Origin of the sequence: Paenibacillus phyllosphaerae (genome assembly GCF_014192105.1) — a bacterium.
GTDB lineage: Bacteria > Bacillota > Bacilli > Paenibacillales > Paenibacillaceae > Paenibacillus_Z > Paenibacillus_Z phyllosphaerae.
On the sequence record NZ_JACHXK010000010.1, the window covers coordinates 215,724 to 233,474 of the forward strand.

At 53.3% G+C, this 17,751-nt stretch carries 18 protein-coding genes; 16 read left to right on the forward strand and 2 right to left on the reverse strand.

Features of this window, described 5'->3' with window-relative positions; genetic code table 11:
* Positions 1-40: 40 nt before the first annotated feature.
* The 8 genes from FHS18_RS20765 (at position 41) to FHS18_RS20800 (ending at position 6,170) form a co-directional block, all read left to right on the forward strand.
* Positions 41-949, forward strand: a complete 909-nt coding sequence (locus tag FHS18_RS20765; protein ID WP_183602217.1) for a TIM barrel protein — start codon at positions 41-43, stop codon at positions 947-949.
* Positions 946-2,106 carry a Gfo/Idh/MocA family protein gene (locus FHS18_RS20770; RefSeq protein ID WP_183602150.1) on the forward strand — a complete coding sequence of 387 codons (1,161 nt, stop codon included), beginning with the start codon at positions 946-948 and terminating at the stop codon, positions 2,104-2,106. Before FHS18_RS20765 ends, FHS18_RS20770 begins: the two co-directional genes overlap by 4 nt.
* Positions 2,107-2,161: 55 nt before the next feature.
* Positions 2,162-3,253, forward strand: a complete 1,092-nt coding sequence (locus FHS18_RS20775; RefSeq protein ID WP_183602152.1) for a Gfo/Idh/MocA family protein — start codon at positions 2,162-2,164, stop codon at positions 3,251-3,253.
* A gap of 133 nt (positions 3,254-3,386) precedes the next feature.
* Complete coding sequence (locus FHS18_RS20780) at positions 3,387-4,295, forward strand: AraC family transcriptional regulator (RefSeq protein ID WP_343060602.1); 909 nt, start codon at positions 3,387-3,389, stop codon at positions 4,293-4,295.
* 208 nt (positions 4,296-4,503) lie between these two features.
* The gene (sigY, locus tag FHS18_RS20785) at positions 4,504-5,043 is read left to right on the forward strand and encodes an RNA polymerase sigma factor SigY (protein WP_183602154.1); all 540 of its coding nucleotides are present in this window, start codon (positions 4,504-4,506) and stop codon (positions 5,041-5,043) included.
* On the forward strand, positions 5,040-5,423 hold the full coding sequence (locus FHS18_RS34540) for a DUF5345 family protein (RefSeq protein WP_183602156.1): 384 nt from the start codon (positions 5,040-5,042) through the stop codon (positions 5,421-5,423). Before sigY ends, FHS18_RS34540 begins: the two co-directional genes overlap by 4 nt.
* Positions 5,420-5,635 (forward strand): hypothetical protein, encoded by a 216-nt coding sequence (locus FHS18_RS20795; RefSeq protein WP_183602158.1) that lies wholly within the window; start codon positions 5,420-5,422, stop codon positions 5,633-5,635. Before FHS18_RS34540 ends, FHS18_RS20795 begins: the two co-directional genes overlap by 4 nt.
* Before the next feature lie 154 nt (positions 5,636-5,789).
* Entirely contained in the window at positions 5,790-6,170 is a 381-nt protein-coding gene (locus tag FHS18_RS20800) for an ATPase (RefSeq protein WP_183602160.1), read from the forward strand.
* 74 nt (positions 6,171-6,244) lie between these two features.
* Here FHS18_RS20800 and FHS18_RS20805 read toward each other — a convergent pair whose 3' ends face one another.
* Positions 6,245-7,060, reverse strand: a complete 816-nt coding sequence (locus tag FHS18_RS20805; protein ID WP_183602162.1) for a hypothetical protein — start codon at positions 7,058-7,060, stop codon at positions 6,245-6,247.
* 303 nt (positions 7,061-7,363) lie between these two features.
* Here FHS18_RS20805 and FHS18_RS20810 point away from each other — a divergent pair, with 303 nt between their 5' ends.
* From FHS18_RS20810 to FHS18_RS20840, 7 genes are all read left to right on the forward strand, one after another.
* The gene (locus tag FHS18_RS20810) at positions 7,364-8,107 is read left to right on the forward strand and encodes a sulfite exporter TauE/SafE family protein (protein WP_183602164.1); all 744 of its coding nucleotides are present in this window, start codon (positions 7,364-7,366) and stop codon (positions 8,105-8,107) included.
* Between the two features lie 88 nt (positions 8,108-8,195).
* Entirely contained in the window at positions 8,196-8,483 is a 288-nt protein-coding gene (gene gatC, locus FHS18_RS20815; RefSeq protein WP_183602165.1) for an Asp-tRNA(Asn)/Glu-tRNA(Gln) amidotransferase subunit GatC, read from the forward strand.
* A gap of 75 nt (positions 8,484-8,558) precedes the next feature.
* Entirely contained in the window at positions 8,559-10,016 is a 1,458-nt protein-coding gene (gene gatA, locus FHS18_RS20820) for an Asp-tRNA(Asn)/Glu-tRNA(Gln) amidotransferase subunit GatA (protein WP_183602167.1), read from the forward strand.
* Between the two features lie 51 nt (positions 10,017-10,067).
* The gene (gene gatB, locus FHS18_RS20825) at positions 10,068-11,510 is read left to right on the forward strand and encodes an Asp-tRNA(Asn)/Glu-tRNA(Gln) amidotransferase subunit GatB (protein ID WP_183602169.1); all 1,443 of its coding nucleotides are present in this window, start codon (positions 10,068-10,070) and stop codon (positions 11,508-11,510) included.
* A gap of 239 nt (positions 11,511-11,749) precedes the next feature.
* Positions 11,750-13,642 (forward strand): DUF4097 family beta strand repeat-containing protein, encoded by a 1,893-nt coding sequence (locus FHS18_RS20830; protein ID WP_183602171.1) that lies wholly within the window; start codon positions 11,750-11,752, stop codon positions 13,640-13,642.
* 78 nt (positions 13,643-13,720) lie between these two features.
* Complete coding sequence (gene perR / locus FHS18_RS20835; protein WP_183602174.1) at positions 13,721-14,152, forward strand: peroxide-responsive transcriptional repressor PerR; 432 nt, start codon at positions 13,721-13,723, stop codon at positions 14,150-14,152.
* Positions 14,153-14,370: 218 nt separating this feature from the next.
* Entirely contained in the window at positions 14,371-16,020 is a 1,650-nt protein-coding gene (locus FHS18_RS20840) for a glycosyl hydrolase family 18 protein (RefSeq protein WP_183602176.1), read from the forward strand.
* Between the two features lie 49 nt (positions 16,021-16,069).
* Here the strand turns inward: FHS18_RS20840 and FHS18_RS20845 are convergent, their stop codons facing one another.
* Positions 16,070-16,429: a YgzB family protein gene (locus FHS18_RS20845; protein WP_183602178.1), complete on the reverse strand. Its 360-nt coding sequence runs from the start codon at positions 16,427-16,429 to the stop codon at positions 16,070-16,072.
* Between the two features lie 138 nt (positions 16,430-16,567).
* Between FHS18_RS20845 and FHS18_RS20850 the strand changes: the two genes are divergently transcribed.
* Positions 16,568-17,440, forward strand: a complete 873-nt coding sequence (locus FHS18_RS20850) for a nucleotidyltransferase-like protein (protein ID WP_343060605.1) — start codon at positions 16,568-16,570, stop codon at positions 17,438-17,440.
* Positions 17,441-17,751 lie beyond the last annotated feature (311 nt).

Consider the following 17,751-nt stretch of genomic DNA (forward strand, 5'->3'; position numbering starts at 1 on the left):
GAAAACCTATATGAAGGGATGAGTGAGCATGGCCAATCCAGTGAAGCTTTCGATCTTTACCGTGGCAACGCCAGACGTAACGCCCGAGCAGCTATGCGAAGTTGCCGCAGCGGCTGGCATCGAAGGAATCGAGTGGAGATGTAAGGCAACGCCCGAAGCGCTGCGGCAGGAAAAACCTTCTTTCTGGGGCAATAATCGGTGTACGCTATCGCCGGATGCGGAAGAAGAGGAGATTGTCCGCTTCGAGCAGGCCGCCAAGCAGCATGGGATGCGGCCGATTGCGATCACCCCGTATTTGACCGTTGGCGATCTGGAGGCGACCGAGCAGGTATTCCGCTTGGCGCGGAGATTCGGCGCCTCGATGGTGCGGGTAGGCGTGCCGGGCTATAACCGGACTCGCAACTATAACGAATTGTTCGAGGAAGGCGTTCGCTACTTAGCAGAAGTGGAGTCGTTAGCGAAAGATTATAACGTCAAGGCCCTTGTCGAGACACACCATGTGACGATTGCGCCGAGTGCGGGACTTACGCACCGGTTGGTCAGCCGCTTTAATCCGGATCAGATCGGCGTGCTCTATGACCCGGGCAATATGGTGCACGAAGGATACGAGAATTACAGAATGGGTCTTGAGCTGCTCGGTCCGTATCTGGCTCATGTGCATGTGAAGAATGCAGGATGGTCGTTCGACCAAACGCATCCGAATGCGTCGCAGGCTGCTGGCGGTTCTGGGGCAGAGGCGAATAGCCTCGATCCAATCGCATTCCAGAGCAGTTGGCGTCCGATCGCAAGCGGCGTCGTGCCTTGGAAGCAGGTGCTGGCGGACTTGAAGGCTGTCGGTTATGACGGTTGGTTCGGCTTGGAGGACTTTAGCAGCGCCTACAGCACACCGGAAATGCTCAAAGTTTACGCAACGCAAATCGGCACATGGATGGAGGAGTTGAACGGATGACACAGGTACGTTACGGGATAATCGGTATCGGCAATATGGGCGCGGGCCATGCCCGCAGCTTCCAGGAGGGCAAAATTCAAGGCGGTGTTCTGACGGCGGTTTGCGATAGTATGGCGGCCAAGCGCGACTGTGCTCGCGAGCAGCTGAAGGATGTTCAGGTATTCGACAGCGCGGAGGCTCTGCTCGATTCGGGCCTCGTCGACGCAGTAATCGTCGCTACGCCGCATTTTGACCATCCGGGCGAAGCGATCCGCGCATTTGCCAAAGGCGTGCATGTTCTCATCGAGAAGCCGGCCGGCGTCTACGTGAAGCAAGTGCGCGAGATGAACGACGCGGCGGCGGGCAGCGGCAAGAAGTTCGGCATTATGTACAACCAGCGAACGAATCCGCTCTACCAGAAGCTACGCGATTTGATAGCCTCCGGTGAGCTCGGCGAAATTCGGCGCACGAATTGGCTCATTACGAACTGGTATCGTTCGCAGGCCTATTATGACTCCGGCTCCTGGCGCGCGACGTGGGGCGGCGAAGGTGGCGGCGTCCTCATCAACCAATGTCCGCATCAGCTCGATCTATGGCAATGGACGATCGGCATGATGCCGACGCGCATCCGCGCCTTCTGCCATTTCGGCAAGCACCGCGACATTGAGGTGGAGGACGACGTGACCGCCTATGCGGAATACGAGAATGGCGCGACGGGCGTATTCATTACGACGACCGGCGAAGCGCCGGGCACGAATCGGTTCGAGGTATCGGGCACGCGCGGCAAAATCGTCATCGAGGACGACCAGATGCAATTCTGGCGTCTTCGTGAGAGCGAGACAGACTTTAATGCGCGCAATAAGGAGCTGTTCGGCCGTCCGGAATGCTGGAAGGTCGACGTTCCGATTCATGGCCGCAATACGGACCATGTGGGCATTATTCAGAATTTCACCGAAGCGATCCTGCACGATAAGCCGCTGATTGCCCCTGGCGAAGAGGGCATCCATGGCCTGGCGATCTCGAATGCGATGCATCTGTCCACATGGCTGGACGGTTGGGTGGATCTGCCTCTGGATGAGTCGCTGCACGAGACGGAGCTGAATAAGCGAATTGCAGGCTCCAGGCTGAAGCTAACGAGCGTGGAGTCGAAGCCTGCTGATTTGACCGGTACCTTCTAGCGCGGCAAGGCCCATGTTTGCTCGAACTTAATGATTAATGGGAGGCACATCGATTATGACACAATCGTTCGGACGTTCCGACGGCATGAATTACGCGCCCGTATCGGTGAAGAAACCGGAAGCTGTATGCGGGCCGGGTGAGTTTGCTTTCGCGGCCATGTCGCTGGATCACGGGCATATTTACGGTCAATGCAACGGGCTTCTTGAAGCGGGCGGTACCCTTAGCTGGGTGTACGATCCCGATCCGGTCAAGGTCGCCAATTTCCTGAAAGCTTATCCGATGGCGCAGGCCGCGTCGTCGCCTGAAGTTATTCTTGAGGATCCGGCAGTGAAGCTCGTGACCGCCGCGGCGATTCCATCCGAACGTGCGGCGCTCGGCATGAAGGTCATGGACCATGGCAAAGACTATTTTACGGATAAGACGCCGTTCACGACGCTTGCCCAAGTGGAGGCTGCCCGCGCGAAGGCAGCGGAGACGGGACGCAAGTATATGGTGTATTACAGCGAACGGCTGCATGTGGAAAGCGCGGTCTATGCCGGCCGGCTCATTCAAGAAGGCGCGATCGGCAAAGTTGTGCAGGTGCTCGGCACCGGTCCGCATCGGCTCAATGCGCCGTCCCGACCGGACTGGTTCTTCCGCCATGAGCAGTACGGCGGCATTCTGTGCGACATCGGCAGCCATCAGATCGAGCAATTCCTGTTCTACGCGGGCTGCAAGGACGCCAAGGTGCTGCACAGCAAGGTCGGCAATTACCGCAATCCTGAATATCCGGAGCTGGAGGATTTCGGCGATGCCACGCTGCTTGGCGACAATGGGGCGACGAACTACTTCCGCGTCGACTGGCTGACGCCGGACGGCCTTGGCACCTGGGGGGACGGACGCACCGTCATTCTCGGCACGGACGGATACATCGAGCTGCGCAAATATATCGATATCGGCCGCGAACGTACCGGGAATCATGTTTACCTGGTCAACCATGAAGGCGAGCACCATATTCAGGTTGACGGCCAGATCGGCTATCCGTTCTTCGGCGAGCTCATCCGCGACTGCCTCGACCGTACCGAGCATGCGATGACGCAGGCGCATACGTTCAAGGCCGGCGAATTATGCGTGGCAGCCCAGGCAGCTGCGGTGAAGGTGCGATAGCAGCGAAGTTCCCGTATTATCCTGGATTGTGCAATCCGCTCTTTCTTCCTGTGCGAAGCGTGGTACAATGAAGCAAAGCAGGGACGAAAGCGCTTCCTATAGCGCCAGAGCACATTCAGGAGGGGACGTAAGCGTGAGAGCACCTGTATCCGTCCATCATATGCACTGGAATTCACCGATCGAGCTGTCCTACCGGAATGACTCCCCGATGCCCGGAGCGCAATTTCATTCTCATGCCTTTTACGAAATCTATTACTTTCAAGGCGGCGAATGTAACTATATCATTGGCGACAAGCTGATGGCGCTTAAACCGGGCGATCTGATTCTGATGCACGGCATGACCTTGCATTGTTCGAACCCGGCGCCGCATGTGCCCTATGTGCGCACCATCGTCCATTTTGATCAGGCTATGCTCGGTTCGTTGCTTCAGCCAGAGGTTGCCGCCAGTCTGCTGCGGCCCTTCGAGGAACTGCGCAACCTTCGTCTCTCCTTAGATGAAGAGCAGCAGTCGGAGCTTGAGCATATGCTGCAGCAGCTCGATCGGCTATATCGTGAGCGCAAGACCAAGAGCAGTAGTGCGGCAGTCGACCGTTTCCTATTTCGATTTCTCGAGCTGCTGGCGCTCATTAAGGATTGGTGCGCAGCCTATACCTCTTCCTATGAGCAGGAGCATAGCTCGCTGAAGGAACGGCATGTGCAAAGCGTCGTCTCCTACCTGGAGACGCATTACGCAGAGGATCTGACGCTCGGGACGATAGCGGACGCGCTCCATCTGACGAAGCCGTATCTATCAAATCTGTTCAAGGAAGTGACGGGAACGACCGTCTTCAAATATTTGTACAACCGGCGTCTGAACCAGGCCAAAATGTTGTTCCGCCTCGAGCCCCACATCGCGGTGTCGGACGTCAGCAAGGCGGTAGGCTTCCAGCATCTGGCTCACTTCAGCCGGCTGTTCAAGTCGGCGGTCGGCGAGAGCCCGGAGCAGTACCGCCGCAGAATGGCGGCCGACGCTGCTATGACGTTCAAGACCCGGGGCATGTAACTACTAATTTAGCGCATGGCCTGAACGAATCGAATAGGCAGGATTGCATCCAAGAGCGGTAAACAGCCGCTCTTTTTGCTTTGCTGGCGCCTCCGCGCCATTTGCTTCGAAAATCTTTTTTTGGCCCCGGTGAACAAATTCGTATAATCAAGCGTCCTATTGCCAAGAACAACTTCTTTGGCGGAGATTCCAGAAATGAGGTGCTGCATTGGACACGGCTGCAAGGCTTCCAAGCGATGAGACGCAGATCAAGCTGGCCGTTCGTGGCGATGAACAGGCGCTGGCTGGCCTGCTGAGGGATAACTATACGATCTTGTACCGTTATTTGCTCAAGGTGACGATGCACAAAGCGATGGCGGAGGATTTGGTGCAAGAAACCATGCTCAGAGCCATCGAACGCATCGGTACTTTTAAAGGGAAATCGAAATTCTCGACCTGGCTGATTACGATCGCCACGCGGCTGTATATGGATCAGATGCGGCAAGAAGAGCGGGCGCGCAAATGGCAAACGGGGGAGCAGGCGCTGCAGGCCATCCGCTTCGAAGCGGCCATGCGTCAGGACGAGTGGCCGGAGACTCTCGATGCGCTGGGTAAGCTTAGTTACGAGATTCGCGTGACGATTCTGCTCAAGCATTATTACGGCTATGAATATGAGGAAATTGCCGCACTGCTCGATATCCCGGTAGGAACGGTCAAGTCACGTCTTCATAACGGATTGAAGCAATTGCGAAAGGAGCTGGAACGGTGAAGGACTATCGGAAGAACGAACGCCGAGCCGAACGTACTGCAGCTGAAGGTAAGCAATCCGAGCAAGAGCGGGCCGTCGATGAGGAGCTCGCGTCTTTACTCCGCGGGCCGTTAGCCCAGTGGGAGGAGCAGATCCAGCCGGAGGTCCCTGCGCTTGCCGATCTCGCTCAGCTCGTAAGTTCGCATCGGAGTCAGCAGCGCGTTCGTTTATGGCGCGACCTGCTCATCCTGTGGGTTATCGGAGGAATCGTGATCGCCTGCTTGCTTCTATTGCTCGAACAAAATGTGGTCTGGTTCGCCATCGTGCAAGCCATAGTATTGGTAGGCGCTGTCTTGTTCGGAGTACGCTTCGGAGGACGGGAACGGGAGGTGAGGGAATGAACGAGTTGAATCATCTAAGTCAAGGCGAGATATGGGTGCTTGCGTTAGTCGTGATCCTGCTCATTTGCCAGTCGACCTGGCTGTTTATCGATGCCCGCAAACATAGCCGCTTTCCATGGTTCTGGGGGCTATGGGGGCTGATCCAATCCCCGATGCCGCTATTATTCTATTGGCTTATCGTGCGCCGCGGCTTGCGAAAGCCGCAAGTATAGATAGAGAGGCAATGATGGCCCGCTGCCTGCCAACGTATAAACATTCATTTTTCTGATCGGAAAATAGGGTAATTTCCTATCGGAATTGGACTTCCCTCTTCTTTTCTAGTAGGATAGAATAATAGAAACGGGAAGTAGAGGCAGGGGTGGATATATGCTCAAGCTGGGGCAGAAGGTTGTCATTGTTTCCGACCTATTCGAACAGAATCTCCCGATTGGGGACTATGGATATATTATTGCTTTCGACCGCAACGCGGATAATGCGTTCGATTATGTCATTCGCGTGCCGAAGGTGAACCGCAACTTCTATGTGCCGGCCGAGGATGTCGAGCTGGAAGAAGTGCTGCTGGCGATAGAAGCCGACCGGATCGAACGCGAAGCGCTGATCGATTTCGCGCTGGCGACGCACAATGAGGAGCTGTTCAAGCGGATTATGAACGGCGGCGAAGTGGTGGAAGAAGCAGAGGGCAGCGAGAATGAGGTGCAGACGAGGGAAGATTTCATTCGTCAGATCCATTTGAAGGCCTGGATTTAAGCGATAGCACTGGCGGATATAGAAGAAGAGAGCTCTCGAAGTTGAGGGCTCTCTTTCTTTTTCATCCAAATGAATTATGCGCTTGTTGATGTGGAATCAGTCGTAGTGTTCGTCTCGCTGGTTTCAGCATCCTTCATGCCTTTACCGCCATGACGGCCGCCACCGAAGCCTTTGCCACCGAACTCGCCGTTAACGATCTTCTCGGCCTGTTCGGTCGATGTCGCTTTTTGATCAGTCGCCTGTGCTTCCGTAAGCTTGCCGTCTGTTACCGCTTGATCGATTTGTGCATTGATGGCGCTTGCGATTGCCGTCACGACGGTATTGACGTCTACGCTTTTATCGCTGGCGACGTCTGCGATTGTTTTACCTGCGGTGAGCTCGGTTTTCAGCTCATCTTCGGTGAGTCCGAGTGTAGTGGCTGCCGTGCTCAAGTATTTTGAGCCGCCGAACCCGAATCCGCCTTTTGCCCTTTCAGCTTTTTGCTCTTGCTTTGTGCTGATGTAGCTATCGAGATTTGTAGTGAAATTTTCCTTCTCTTCGGCCTGCTTCGCTTCGAAAGCAGTAGTGAGCGCGGCTTTCAGCTGTTCTTCTGTTACGCCTTGCGCCGTTGCCACTTCGACCAGCGTGCTGCCAGCAGCAAGCTTCTCTTGGAGCGCTGCGCGGTCAAGGTTCAGTAAGGTAAGAACGTCATCGTTAATGTATTGTCCACCGAATCCGCCTTTGCCACCGAATCCGCCGCGGCCTTCATGACCGGCTGGCTTCGTTCCATCTTGAGTTGTCGTTACGGAAGTCGTGCTGTCTGTCGTTGTACTTGTAGCTGCGTATGCGCTAAGCGGAATCATGACCGCCAGAGCTGCTGTAATACCGACTGTTTTCAATACTTTGTTCATATGATTTTCCTCCTTGGATAGATGGATTGGTTTGATCGGATACAAGGACCGATCAGCATTCCATGCTAGTTATTCGACTGGTTTGTCCTTACAAGAAAGATTATGGCCCGCCTACCTTAAGCGGACCTGAAACCAACCTAAAAGGAAGTTGAAGGGAAACTGAACGTTTGCTGAGAGCTGTCTAGCCTTATGCGCTCGATTCTTATATCTTTCTGCCGCAATTGCAGATTGCTGATCGATCGGTAACGGCCGTATTCTTTTCTTGACCGCTTCTACGTCAGACAAAAGGGAGTTCGAAATACGATGGATGAATGGACATGGATGCTGCTTAGCTGCGTCGTTATCTTTGCGGCAGGTGTGGCGCAAGGATTAACGAGCTTCGGCTTTGCGCTTATCGCGATGCCGCTGCTTGCGCAGACGCTAGGCCTGCAGCATGCAGTTGCGGTTGTTGTTTTGCTAAGTCTGCTGACGAATATCTCCGTGCTTGCTCCGATTTGGCGACATGTTAATATGCGGGGCATGTGGCCGCTCATCGCAGCGAGTCTGCTTGCCGCGCCGCTAGGAACTTGGCTGCTCCTGGCAGCACCGGCAATCGTGCTGAAGTCGGCCGCAGGTTTGTTGGTTGCGGGGTTCGCGCTGCTGCAGCTGCGCGGGATTGCTATTCCGGTTCATAACGAGCGGTTGTCCTACCCGCTGGCTGGTGCGCTCAGTGGTCTATTGAATGGAAGTATCTCGTTCAGCGGTCCGCCGGTCGCGTTGTTTTTGGCAGCGAGAGGGATGGAGAAGCACCGGTTCCGGGCGAATCTGACGCTGTTCGCGCTCGTTCTCAATATCGCGACGTTGGCGTTGTTTGTGAGCCAGGACCTTTTTGCGCAAGAGGAACTACAGCATGTTGCGGCGTTGCTGCCTGCCATGCTCCTCGGGGTAGCGGCAGGAATATTGCTAGCGAAGCGGGTGGACGAGAACCGGTTCAAACGGCTGATCCTGCTCTTTTTAACCGTCTCGGGCCTTTGGACGTTTCTATCGGCGATCGGGCTGTCGACTTAACCCGTATTCTCATTGAATTCGTCCATATTGTTACGCTATACTATGAAGAATGCGAGCATAGAGCTTGGAAAGGGAGGGGTATTTGCCCATGAGCATCACGCTTAAAGACGTCGAGCATGTAGCCAAGCTGGCACGGCTTACGCTGACAGAGCAAGAGAAAGAGCAATTTACCGGACAGCTGAATGCGATTTTGAAATATGCGGAGAAGCTTAATGAGCTGAATACCGACGATGTAGAACCGACCAGCCACGTGCTGCCGGTTACGAATGTCATGCGCGACGACGTCGTGCGCGAATCGGTACCGGTCGAGACGGCGCTGAAGAATGCGCCGGACGATGAGGACGGCCAGTTCAAGGTTCCGGCGGTATTGGAGTAGAAGATCGGCAATGCAAAGGCTTGCGAGCTTCGCTTGGATGGAAGCTCGTTCGAATGTTGAAGGGAGGAACGACTGTTGGCTTTATTTGATCTGCGCCTGCAAGACGTACATAACAAGCTGGTCGGCAAGGAGCTGACCGTAGCGGACTTGGTAGAGGCCTCATACACCCGTATTGGACAAACCGATGAAGCGGTTCAAGCTTTCCTTACATTAAATGAAGAGGGAGCCCGCCAAGCTGCATCCGAGCTGGACAAGCAGCTGCAAGAGGGCGGCGAACGCGGCCTTCTGTTTGGTTTGCCTGCGGGAATCAAGGACAATATCGTTACGGAAAAGCTGCTCACGACGTGTGCCAGCCAGTTTTTGCGTAACTACGATCCGATTTACGATGCGACGGTTGTGAAGAAGTTGAAAGCTGCCCAGTCGGTCACGATCGGGAAACTGAACATGGACGAATTCGCGATGGGCGGTTCGAACGAGAACTCGAGCTTCTCGCCAGTTCGCAACCCATGGAACACGGAATATGTTCCGGGCGGTTCCAGCGGCGGTTCGGCAGCATCCGTTGCCGCAGGGCAAGTCTACTTCTCGCTGGGTTCCGACACGGGCGGTTCGATCCGTCAGCCGGCGGCTTATTGCGGCGTCGTAGGCCTTAAGCCGACGTACGGCCTCGTATCGCGGTTCGGTCTCGTCGCGTTTGCTTCGTCGCTGGACCAGATCGGTCCGATCACGAAGAACGTGGAAGACTCCGCATACGTGCTGCAAGCAATCGCGGGCTATGACAACATGGATTCGACTTCGGCGAATGTCGAGATTCCCGATTACACAAGCGCCTTGACAGGCGATGTCAAAGGGCTCCGGATCGGCGTGCCGAAGGAATACATCGGCGAAGGCATCGATCCGAAGGTCAAAGAAGCGGTTCTGGCCGCGCTTAAAGTGTACGAGAGCCTTGGCGCAACGTGGGAGGAAGTGTCCCTGCCGCATACGGAATATGCGGTTGCGACGTACTATCTGCTCGCTTCGTCCGAAGCTTCGTCGAACTTGGCCCGCTTTGACGGCGTGCGTTACGGCGTGCGCGCCGACAATCCGGACAACCTAATCGACCTGTATCACAAATCGAGAAGCCAAGGCTTCGGCTCCGAAGTCAAACGCCGGATCATGCTAGGCACGTACGCGTTGAGCTCCGGTTATTACGATGCCTACTATTTGAAGGCACAGAAGGTCCGCACGCTGATCAAACAAGATTTCGACCAAGTGTTCGAGAACTACGATCTGATCATCGGACCGACGGCCCCGACGCCGGCATTCAAGCTCGGCGCGCAAGTTAACGACCCGCTGACGATGTACCTGAACGACATCGTGACGATTCCGGTCAGCCTTGCGGGCGTACCCGCAATCAGCGTTCCTTGCGGATTCGCCGACGGCTTGCCGATCGGCCTGCAGATTATCGGCAAAGCATTCGATGAACGGACTGTGCTGCGTGCGGCCCACGCCTACGAGCAGCATACCGATTTCCATAAACAACGCCCGCAGCTGTAAGCGTGCGTTTGTCGCAAGAGGCGCACTTTTGAGGATGGAGGGCTATAAGCGATGTTTGAAGCGAATCAATACGAAACGGTAATCGGGCTTGAAGTGCACGTTGAGCTCCACACGAAAACGAAAATTTTCTGCGGCTGCTCGACTTCCTTCGGTGCCCCGCCGAATACACATACCTGTCCGATCTGCCTAGGTCACCCTGGCGTCCTGCCCGTGCTGAACAAGCAAGCGGTGGAGTATGCGATGAAAGCGGCCATGGCGCTGAACTGTACCATTGCGGATGTAAGCAAATTTGACCGCAAAAACTATTTCTACCCGGATTCCCCGAAAGCGTACCAAATCTCGCAGTACGATCAGCCGATCGGCGAGAATGGCTGGATTGATATTGAAGTGAACGGCCAGACGAAGCGGATCGGCATTACCCGTCTTCACCTGGAAGAGGATGCAGGTAAACTGTCCCATGTGGACGGCGGCTATGCTTCCTTGGTGGACTTCAACCGTGTCGGCACGCCGCTCGTCGAGATCGTCTCCGAGCCGGATCTGCGCACGCCTGAAGAAGCGAAGGCCTATCTGGAGAAGCTGCGCGCGATCATGCTGTACTGCGATGTTTCCGACGTGAAGATGGAAGAGGGCTCGATGCGCTGCGACGCGAACGTCAGCCTGCGTCCTTACGGGCAGGAGAAATTCGGCATCCGTGCCGAACTGAAGAACATGAACTCCTTCAGAGGGGTCGTTCGGGGTCTCGAGTACGAGCAGATGCGCCAAGCCGATATTCTGGACGGCGGCGGCGTGGTCGTGCAGGAGACGCGCCGTTGGGACGAGTCCCAAGGCAAGACCTTCTCCATGCGCGGCAAGGAAGAAGCGCATGATTATCGTTACTTCCCGGATCCGGACCTCGTCCGCATGCATATCGACGAAGCGTGGAAGGACCGTGTCCGTTCCTCCATTCCAGAACTTCCGGATGCGCGCAAAGCTCGTTACACGAGCGAGTTTGGATTGCCTTCCTATGATGCGGATGTCATTACGGCGTCCAAGCAGCTGGCTGACTTCTTCGAGGAAAGCCTGCAGTATACGAAGGATGCCAAGCAAGTGTCCAACTGGATTATGGGCGAGCTCCTGGGCTACCTGAACTCTTACAACATGGAACTCAAGGACGTGAAGATCACCAGCCAAGGGTTGGGCGAGATGATCGGCTTGCTCGAGAAAGGGACGATCAACGGCAAAATCGCGAAGACGGTGTTCAAGGACATGCTCGTCTCCGGCAAATTGCCGCAACAGATCGTCGAAGAGCAAGGGCTTGTGCAGATTAGCGACGAAGGTGCGATTGCTTCCATCGTGGATGAGATCGTGTCGGCTAACCCGCAATCCGTTGCCGACTTTAAGGCCGGCAAGGACAAAGCGATCGGCTTCCTCGTCGGTCAAGTCATGAAGGCATCCAAGGGCAAGGCGAACCCGGCGCTTGCCAACAAGCTGCTGCTTGAGCGTTTGAATCAGTAGCATAATTTTCACAGAGCCTGTCTGCCTTAGTGCGGACAGGCTTTTTGTCTTATTTCATTACACGTATTTCTCCGGATTAGAGAAGGGAACTCGCTCTGCCACTCGAAGCCGATCGTCGTTTCAGCGCGGGCGCCTCAACCTTTTAACCCGCAATATGCTACAATAATGTCAACTTCATGAGGACTTCGTGTAGCTTGGCAGGCATAAGGGTAGATAGGTGTAGGAAAGGAGGCGGTGCCATGCATCGACCGGGTAAGCCTCGAACGTGGCTGGCGACGCTGCTTGCGTTCGTCATCCCTGGAGCGGGACATATGATACTGGGGTTGCCGATGAAAGGGTTGATCTTGCTCGCCGGCCTCCTGCTGGATTTGATTGCGATGATTTATTTTGCCGGTTCCGGAGGGGGCGAATATGCGCTCCTGCTCATTTATTTGGGTCTGGCGATTCCGGTATTCTGGTTCTATAGCGTTTTCGATACGCTTCAGCAAGCCGCGCGTATGAAAGAGGAGCAGGGCGAGGCCGAAGAGCGGGATACGGCATCGGAACGGACAGCGCATGCGCTCGGGGGGCTGAGCGTCGTTGTGCTTGGGCTTGCGATGCTCGTTTTGCTGCAATCGCCGCTCTGGCTCAGTCCGGCGATCGGCGAGATCGGAACGTACGCGCCAGGAGCGTTTCTAATGATCGCTGCATGGCTGCTTGTTGCTAATCGGGGGAGGAATTCAATGTTTCGCATGGGAAGAGTAACCGCTGCGGTTGTGATGCTTACGGTAGGCGGTTTGCTGCTGTGGGATCAACTGCAGGAACGGAACGATATTGCGCTTCTTGGCCAATGGTGGCCGGCTATCTTTATTCTGCTTGGCTTGGAAGTGGTAGTGCTCAGTCTAATCTACCGCAAGAGCAAGAAGCGGCTTTCGTTCGACGTTGGCGGCAGCTTCCTCGCCGTACTTGTCGCGATCACGGCATTCTCGGTGACGCAATACTCGACGATGCCGTTCCGATGGCTCGATCAATGGAAGGTGAATCTCGGCGGCATAAGCGGTTATTCCGATGAAAAAGGCTTTCAATATACCAATGAACCCTTATCCGTTGCGGTTCCGGAAGACTTGGAGTCCTTGTCGATTCATAACCCGAATGGCACGGTTATTGTGCGAACCGGCGATGTTCCTGATATGCGCATTGAATCGGTCACCTGGATTGACAGCGAAGATCAACAGGAAGCGGACGACACGGCAGCGGAATCGAAGATTGAAATTAACGGTACGGGAGAAATAACGATCGAAACAAAGGCCAAGGTTTACGGGACGAATGGAAGCCGTGTCCCTCGCATGAATTTAACAGTGACGATACCGCAAGACTCCGTGCTCGCAAAGGCGCTTGAGGCGGATTCGAATCAATCGACTGAAACTTTACCAGGCGCAGACTCGTTAGAAGGGGTAGGAACTGCAGAAGAAGCGCTGACGGGTGATGAATCTGCCTTGGGAACCCCCTCTCAAGTAGCGGAAGAAGAGCCGGAATATGCGGCTTCGATGTCTATTCAAGTCGACAATGGTACGATTGACGTGTCCGGCTTAACATTGCCAGGCGGACTTCACATACAAGGGACGAATGGTGAGATCGCGATAGCTGGTATAACAGGTCGAGTGGAAGCGGAGACGAAGAACGGCGGCATTACGGCCCGATCGGTCGCTGGTGATTTGAAGGCGTCGACAGGCAACGGGAATATTGCGGCTTCTCAAATTACCGGCGCGGCTGAAGCTTCGACCATCAGCGGTACGATTACGATGGATCAGGTTACTGGGCAGGCGGAGCTCGAGACGAAGAATGGCGAGATTATCGTACATGAAGCTTCTTCCGATGTTCAGGCCGATACGCTCAATGGAGATATCGAGATTCATAGCGCCGTAGTCGGCGGCGACTGGAATATTAACAGCTCTATTGGCGATATCCGGCTTTTTGTCCCGGAGGCGGCTAATTTCACCGTGAACGGATCGGTAACTTTTGGAACGATAACGTCCGAGCTTCCTTTGACCATAGGGAAGAAAACGATTCGTGGAGACATTGGTACGGGCGGCGCGAGAATCGATATCGATGCCAACAGCAATATTGCCATTCGCCGTTATACGCAGCAGTAGCGCAAGGGTCGTACGTTGACAAAATGAAAAGTATGCACGTACAATGGTTCTAGACTAAAGCAGAAAGGCGTGAAGGGCATGGGTACGTCCGTTGAGCAGGCACTTGAACAACTAAAAAGTACCGGCGTCCGTATGACCCCCCAACGTCATGCAATTTTGAGCTTCCTGATGGATTCGATGACACATCCGACAGCAGATGAAATTTACAAAGCGTTGTCACCTGCTTTCCCAAGCATGAGCGTGGCGACTATTTATAACAATTTACGGTTGTTCGTCGAAGCTGGATTTGTTCGTGAGCTCACGTATGGCGACGATTCAAGCCGATTTGATGCGGATCTTTCCGAGCATTATCACGCGATTTGCCGCACATGCGGCAAGATTGTGGATTTTGACTATCCGGCATTACTTGATGTGGAGAGAGTAGCAGCACAGCAAACCGGCTTTAAGGTAGAAGGGCATCGGATGGAGATTTATGGGCAGTGCGAGGACTGCGCGAAGCCGCATTCTTGATCTGGTATGAAATTAAGAATAGAGGCTCGCTAAGCGTGCAGGGGGATAAGGGATGAACCTTACTTCTGCACGCTTATTTTTTTGTCAGCAAGATTCATTCCTACATCTACAGAAAGAAAGGCGTGTCGTTATAAGTGGAACCGGTCCAGATCAGGCCGCGTCAAAGACGCTCAGGCGGATTTTTACGATGGCTCGTACTCTTTAGTGGTCTATTATCGATGGCGATCGTAATCGCGATTGGCTATTGGCGCTATATACCCAATGACAACGAAATCACTCCCGATTATGGGCAAGAACACCCGATTATAATTGCTGGCGAACCGAGTAACCTCGGAGGGATCATTAACGGAGAATCCATTAAGTTACCGCTGTCGGTGTTGCAGGACAAGCTGGGGCTGAAGGATGTCATATGGTATGAGGAAGCGACAGGGTCAATCGTATTAACGAATGTCGAGAAGGTATTAAGGCTGAAGACGCAGCAATTGACCGCTACGATGAACAGTAAGCCCTATGAGTTGAGAGAAGCAGCGGAAGTAAAAGATAATGAGGTTTACATTCCGACTGCACCTTTAGAGGAACTATACGGCCTTCAGATTGAATCGAGCGCGGAGAGCGGGATTATAACGGCCCTCACCTCTGGAACCGCCGTTCAGCTTGCGGAAGCGCGTGCGAGCACGGCGATCCGGCTCGAACCAACGATTCGCTCCGCAATCGTAGAGCGGTTACAGGCGCAGGAGATCGTTCGTATTTGGCGGGACAGCGATAAGAAAGGCTGGTCGTTGGTCCAAGCGAGCAACGGTGTAATCGGCTATATAAAGAAGGATGATTTGACCCTCACCAATATTGAGCAGGTGGAGAAGGCGGAGCAACAATCGCCGTTCATTGCCTGGAAGCTGATCGGGAACAAAATTAACCTTACTTGGGAAGGCGTATATCAGAAGAATCCGGATACCTCCAAGATCAGTACCTTGGATGGCGTCAACGTCGTCAGTCCCACGTGGTTTGAGTTGATCGACGGGACAGGCAAGATTCGCAGCAAAGCGGACAAACAGTACGTGAATTGGGCAACGAATCGGCAGATGCAGGTATGGGCATTATTCAGCAACGGATTCGAACCGGATCGCACGACCCAGGCACTGGCTACCGCGGATAGCCGATTCAATATGATTCAACAGCTTGTTGCTTTTTCCAAAGTGTATCAGCTGAAGGGGATTAACATCGACTTCGAGAATGTCAAAACTTCGGATAAAGAAGAACTGGTGCAGTTTGTGCGCGAGCTGACGCCGATCCTCCATGAACAAGGCCTTGTCGTATCGATCGATGTGACGCCTAAGTCGAACAGCGAGCTGTGGTCGCTCTTTTTAGATCGCGCCGCCCTTGGACAAATTGTCGATTACATGATGGTCATGGCCTATGACGAGCATTGGGCATCTAGTCCAAAAGCGGGATCAGTCGCTTCGCTGCCGTGGACGGAGCAGTCGCTGGTGAGGATCTTGGAGGAAGACAATGTGCCGGCCTCCAAGATCGTGCTCGGAATGCCGCTTTATTCAAGAGTTTGGAATGAGAAGATCGGCAGCGATGGGACAGTGGATGTAAGTTCCAAGGCGCTTGGCATGGAGTCCATTCAAGAAATTATCGATCAGAAGAAGCTTAAGCCGACCTTCGATACGGCGGCGGGACAGAACTACGTGGAATACACAGAGGATGGGAACCGTCAGCGGATCTGGATTGAAGACGACGTTTCGATTCAAGCCAGAATCGCGCTGGTACGCAAATATGGTTTGGCTGGCGTCGCTACATGGCAGCGTACATTCCAAAGCGATGAAATATGGGACATCATTGATACTTCCTTACATCAGCAGCCTTAAAACCAAAACGCCTCTTCCGATGATAACCATGGAAGAGGCGTTTTTTTGCTTACATATGCTCTGTGGTCGGCTCGCCCAAATCGGTTGCCTGATTAGGATCGAGTGTAAGCTTTGTTTTGCAATACATGCAGCGATCCGTTTTGCCGAGTATCTTGGTGTGGCGATTACATTCGGGACATACGAGGATGACGGCGCTTGTCGACATCATGCCGGCCCAGAAATAGACGCCTACGCTAAGGAGCATCGCGATCATGCCGATCACCATGAAAATCCCAGCGAAGATTTTGCCTGCTTGTCCGCCCCAGAAGACGATGCCTGCAGTACCGAGTATCATTAGCCCCATGCCGAATAACGTGAAGAACAAACCCCATAGCCGAAATTCATTGATCTTACTGGATTTAAAAAACATGCTATAGTCCTTTCTGACGATCCTGGATCGATTTCTTGCCAATCAGGCAGGAAACCGGACGGACATTGTCGAACATATTTCTTAGCGAAATTATTATAGCTCAATCTAAACAATGAAGCTATACGGAGGATAATTGTCGTGGACATTAAAGCGCAATTACAGCACATGTTCCAAGATGAAGCAGGGTTAATCGGCTTATCTATCGTTGAGAATCCGTACGTATATCGACCGTTAATTGATGGATTAGACCTGCTTTTGCTCGTGGTTTCGTCGGCAGACGACAATAATCGTCACATTGAGCATAGGCAAATTGACAGCAAACATGTGCTAATCCGCAGAATCAGTCCGTCCACTTTGGAGCAATGGATTGCCACTGGTGAGAACCGGAGCATCATTGAGTGGCTCGTGAGGGGGGAAATACTGATGGATCAGAACAATTATTTACTTCATATAAGACAGCGGCTTTTAGCTTTTCCCAATGACATGCGCGAACGCAAGCAGATCGTGGAATTTGGATGTTTCATGCGGAAGTACTATCAGGCCAAGCAAGATCTGCAGGATGGCAACCTGCTGGATTCTTACAGCAATGTCCTGGCGGCTCTCCATCACTGGGCGCATATCGTTCTCATTGAGGCAGGTATCCATCCCGAATTGACCGTATGGAAACAAACTCGGCGTTTTAATCCCGGGATTTACAAGCTATACGAAGAGCTTACGGTTAGCTCCGAGACGATGGAACAACGGATTCAATTGGTTTTGTTAGCGTGCGAGTTTTCCGTAATGAGCTTAATGAAGTCCTGTTGCAAATTGCTCTTTGACGTGCTTGGGAGCAGGGAGGAACCGTGGGGAATCATCGAACTGCATCAGCACGAAGATCTGAAGGAGCTCCAAATTGATTTATCGCTGCTCATTCAGAAACTTGTCAAACGCGGTTACATACGCGAGGTAGTTGCCATTCCGGCTACGGGCGATACGGAAGCTCTGGAGCTCAAATATAGATGTGAAGCTTGATTCTTATTAGAGAACGCCGAGTTGGCGTTCTTTTTTTATGTGGAGGGTTGACTTCCTTCTTAGCTTTATGATAAATTACTTCTTACCGCCTTTACTAATCGTCAGATGACGACAAAAACTTCTAAAAAAAGTGCTTGCATCTGATTGCGTGAATGTGATATATTATAAAAGTCGCCGCTGAGAAAAGCGGTGAAAAGTGGTAAAAGAAATGAACCATTTGTTCCTTGAAAACTGAACAATGAGCGATATGTTTTATAGCTAGTTAAGTAATGAGCTAACAAGCTTCTTTACTTGATGGAATGCTGATCGAC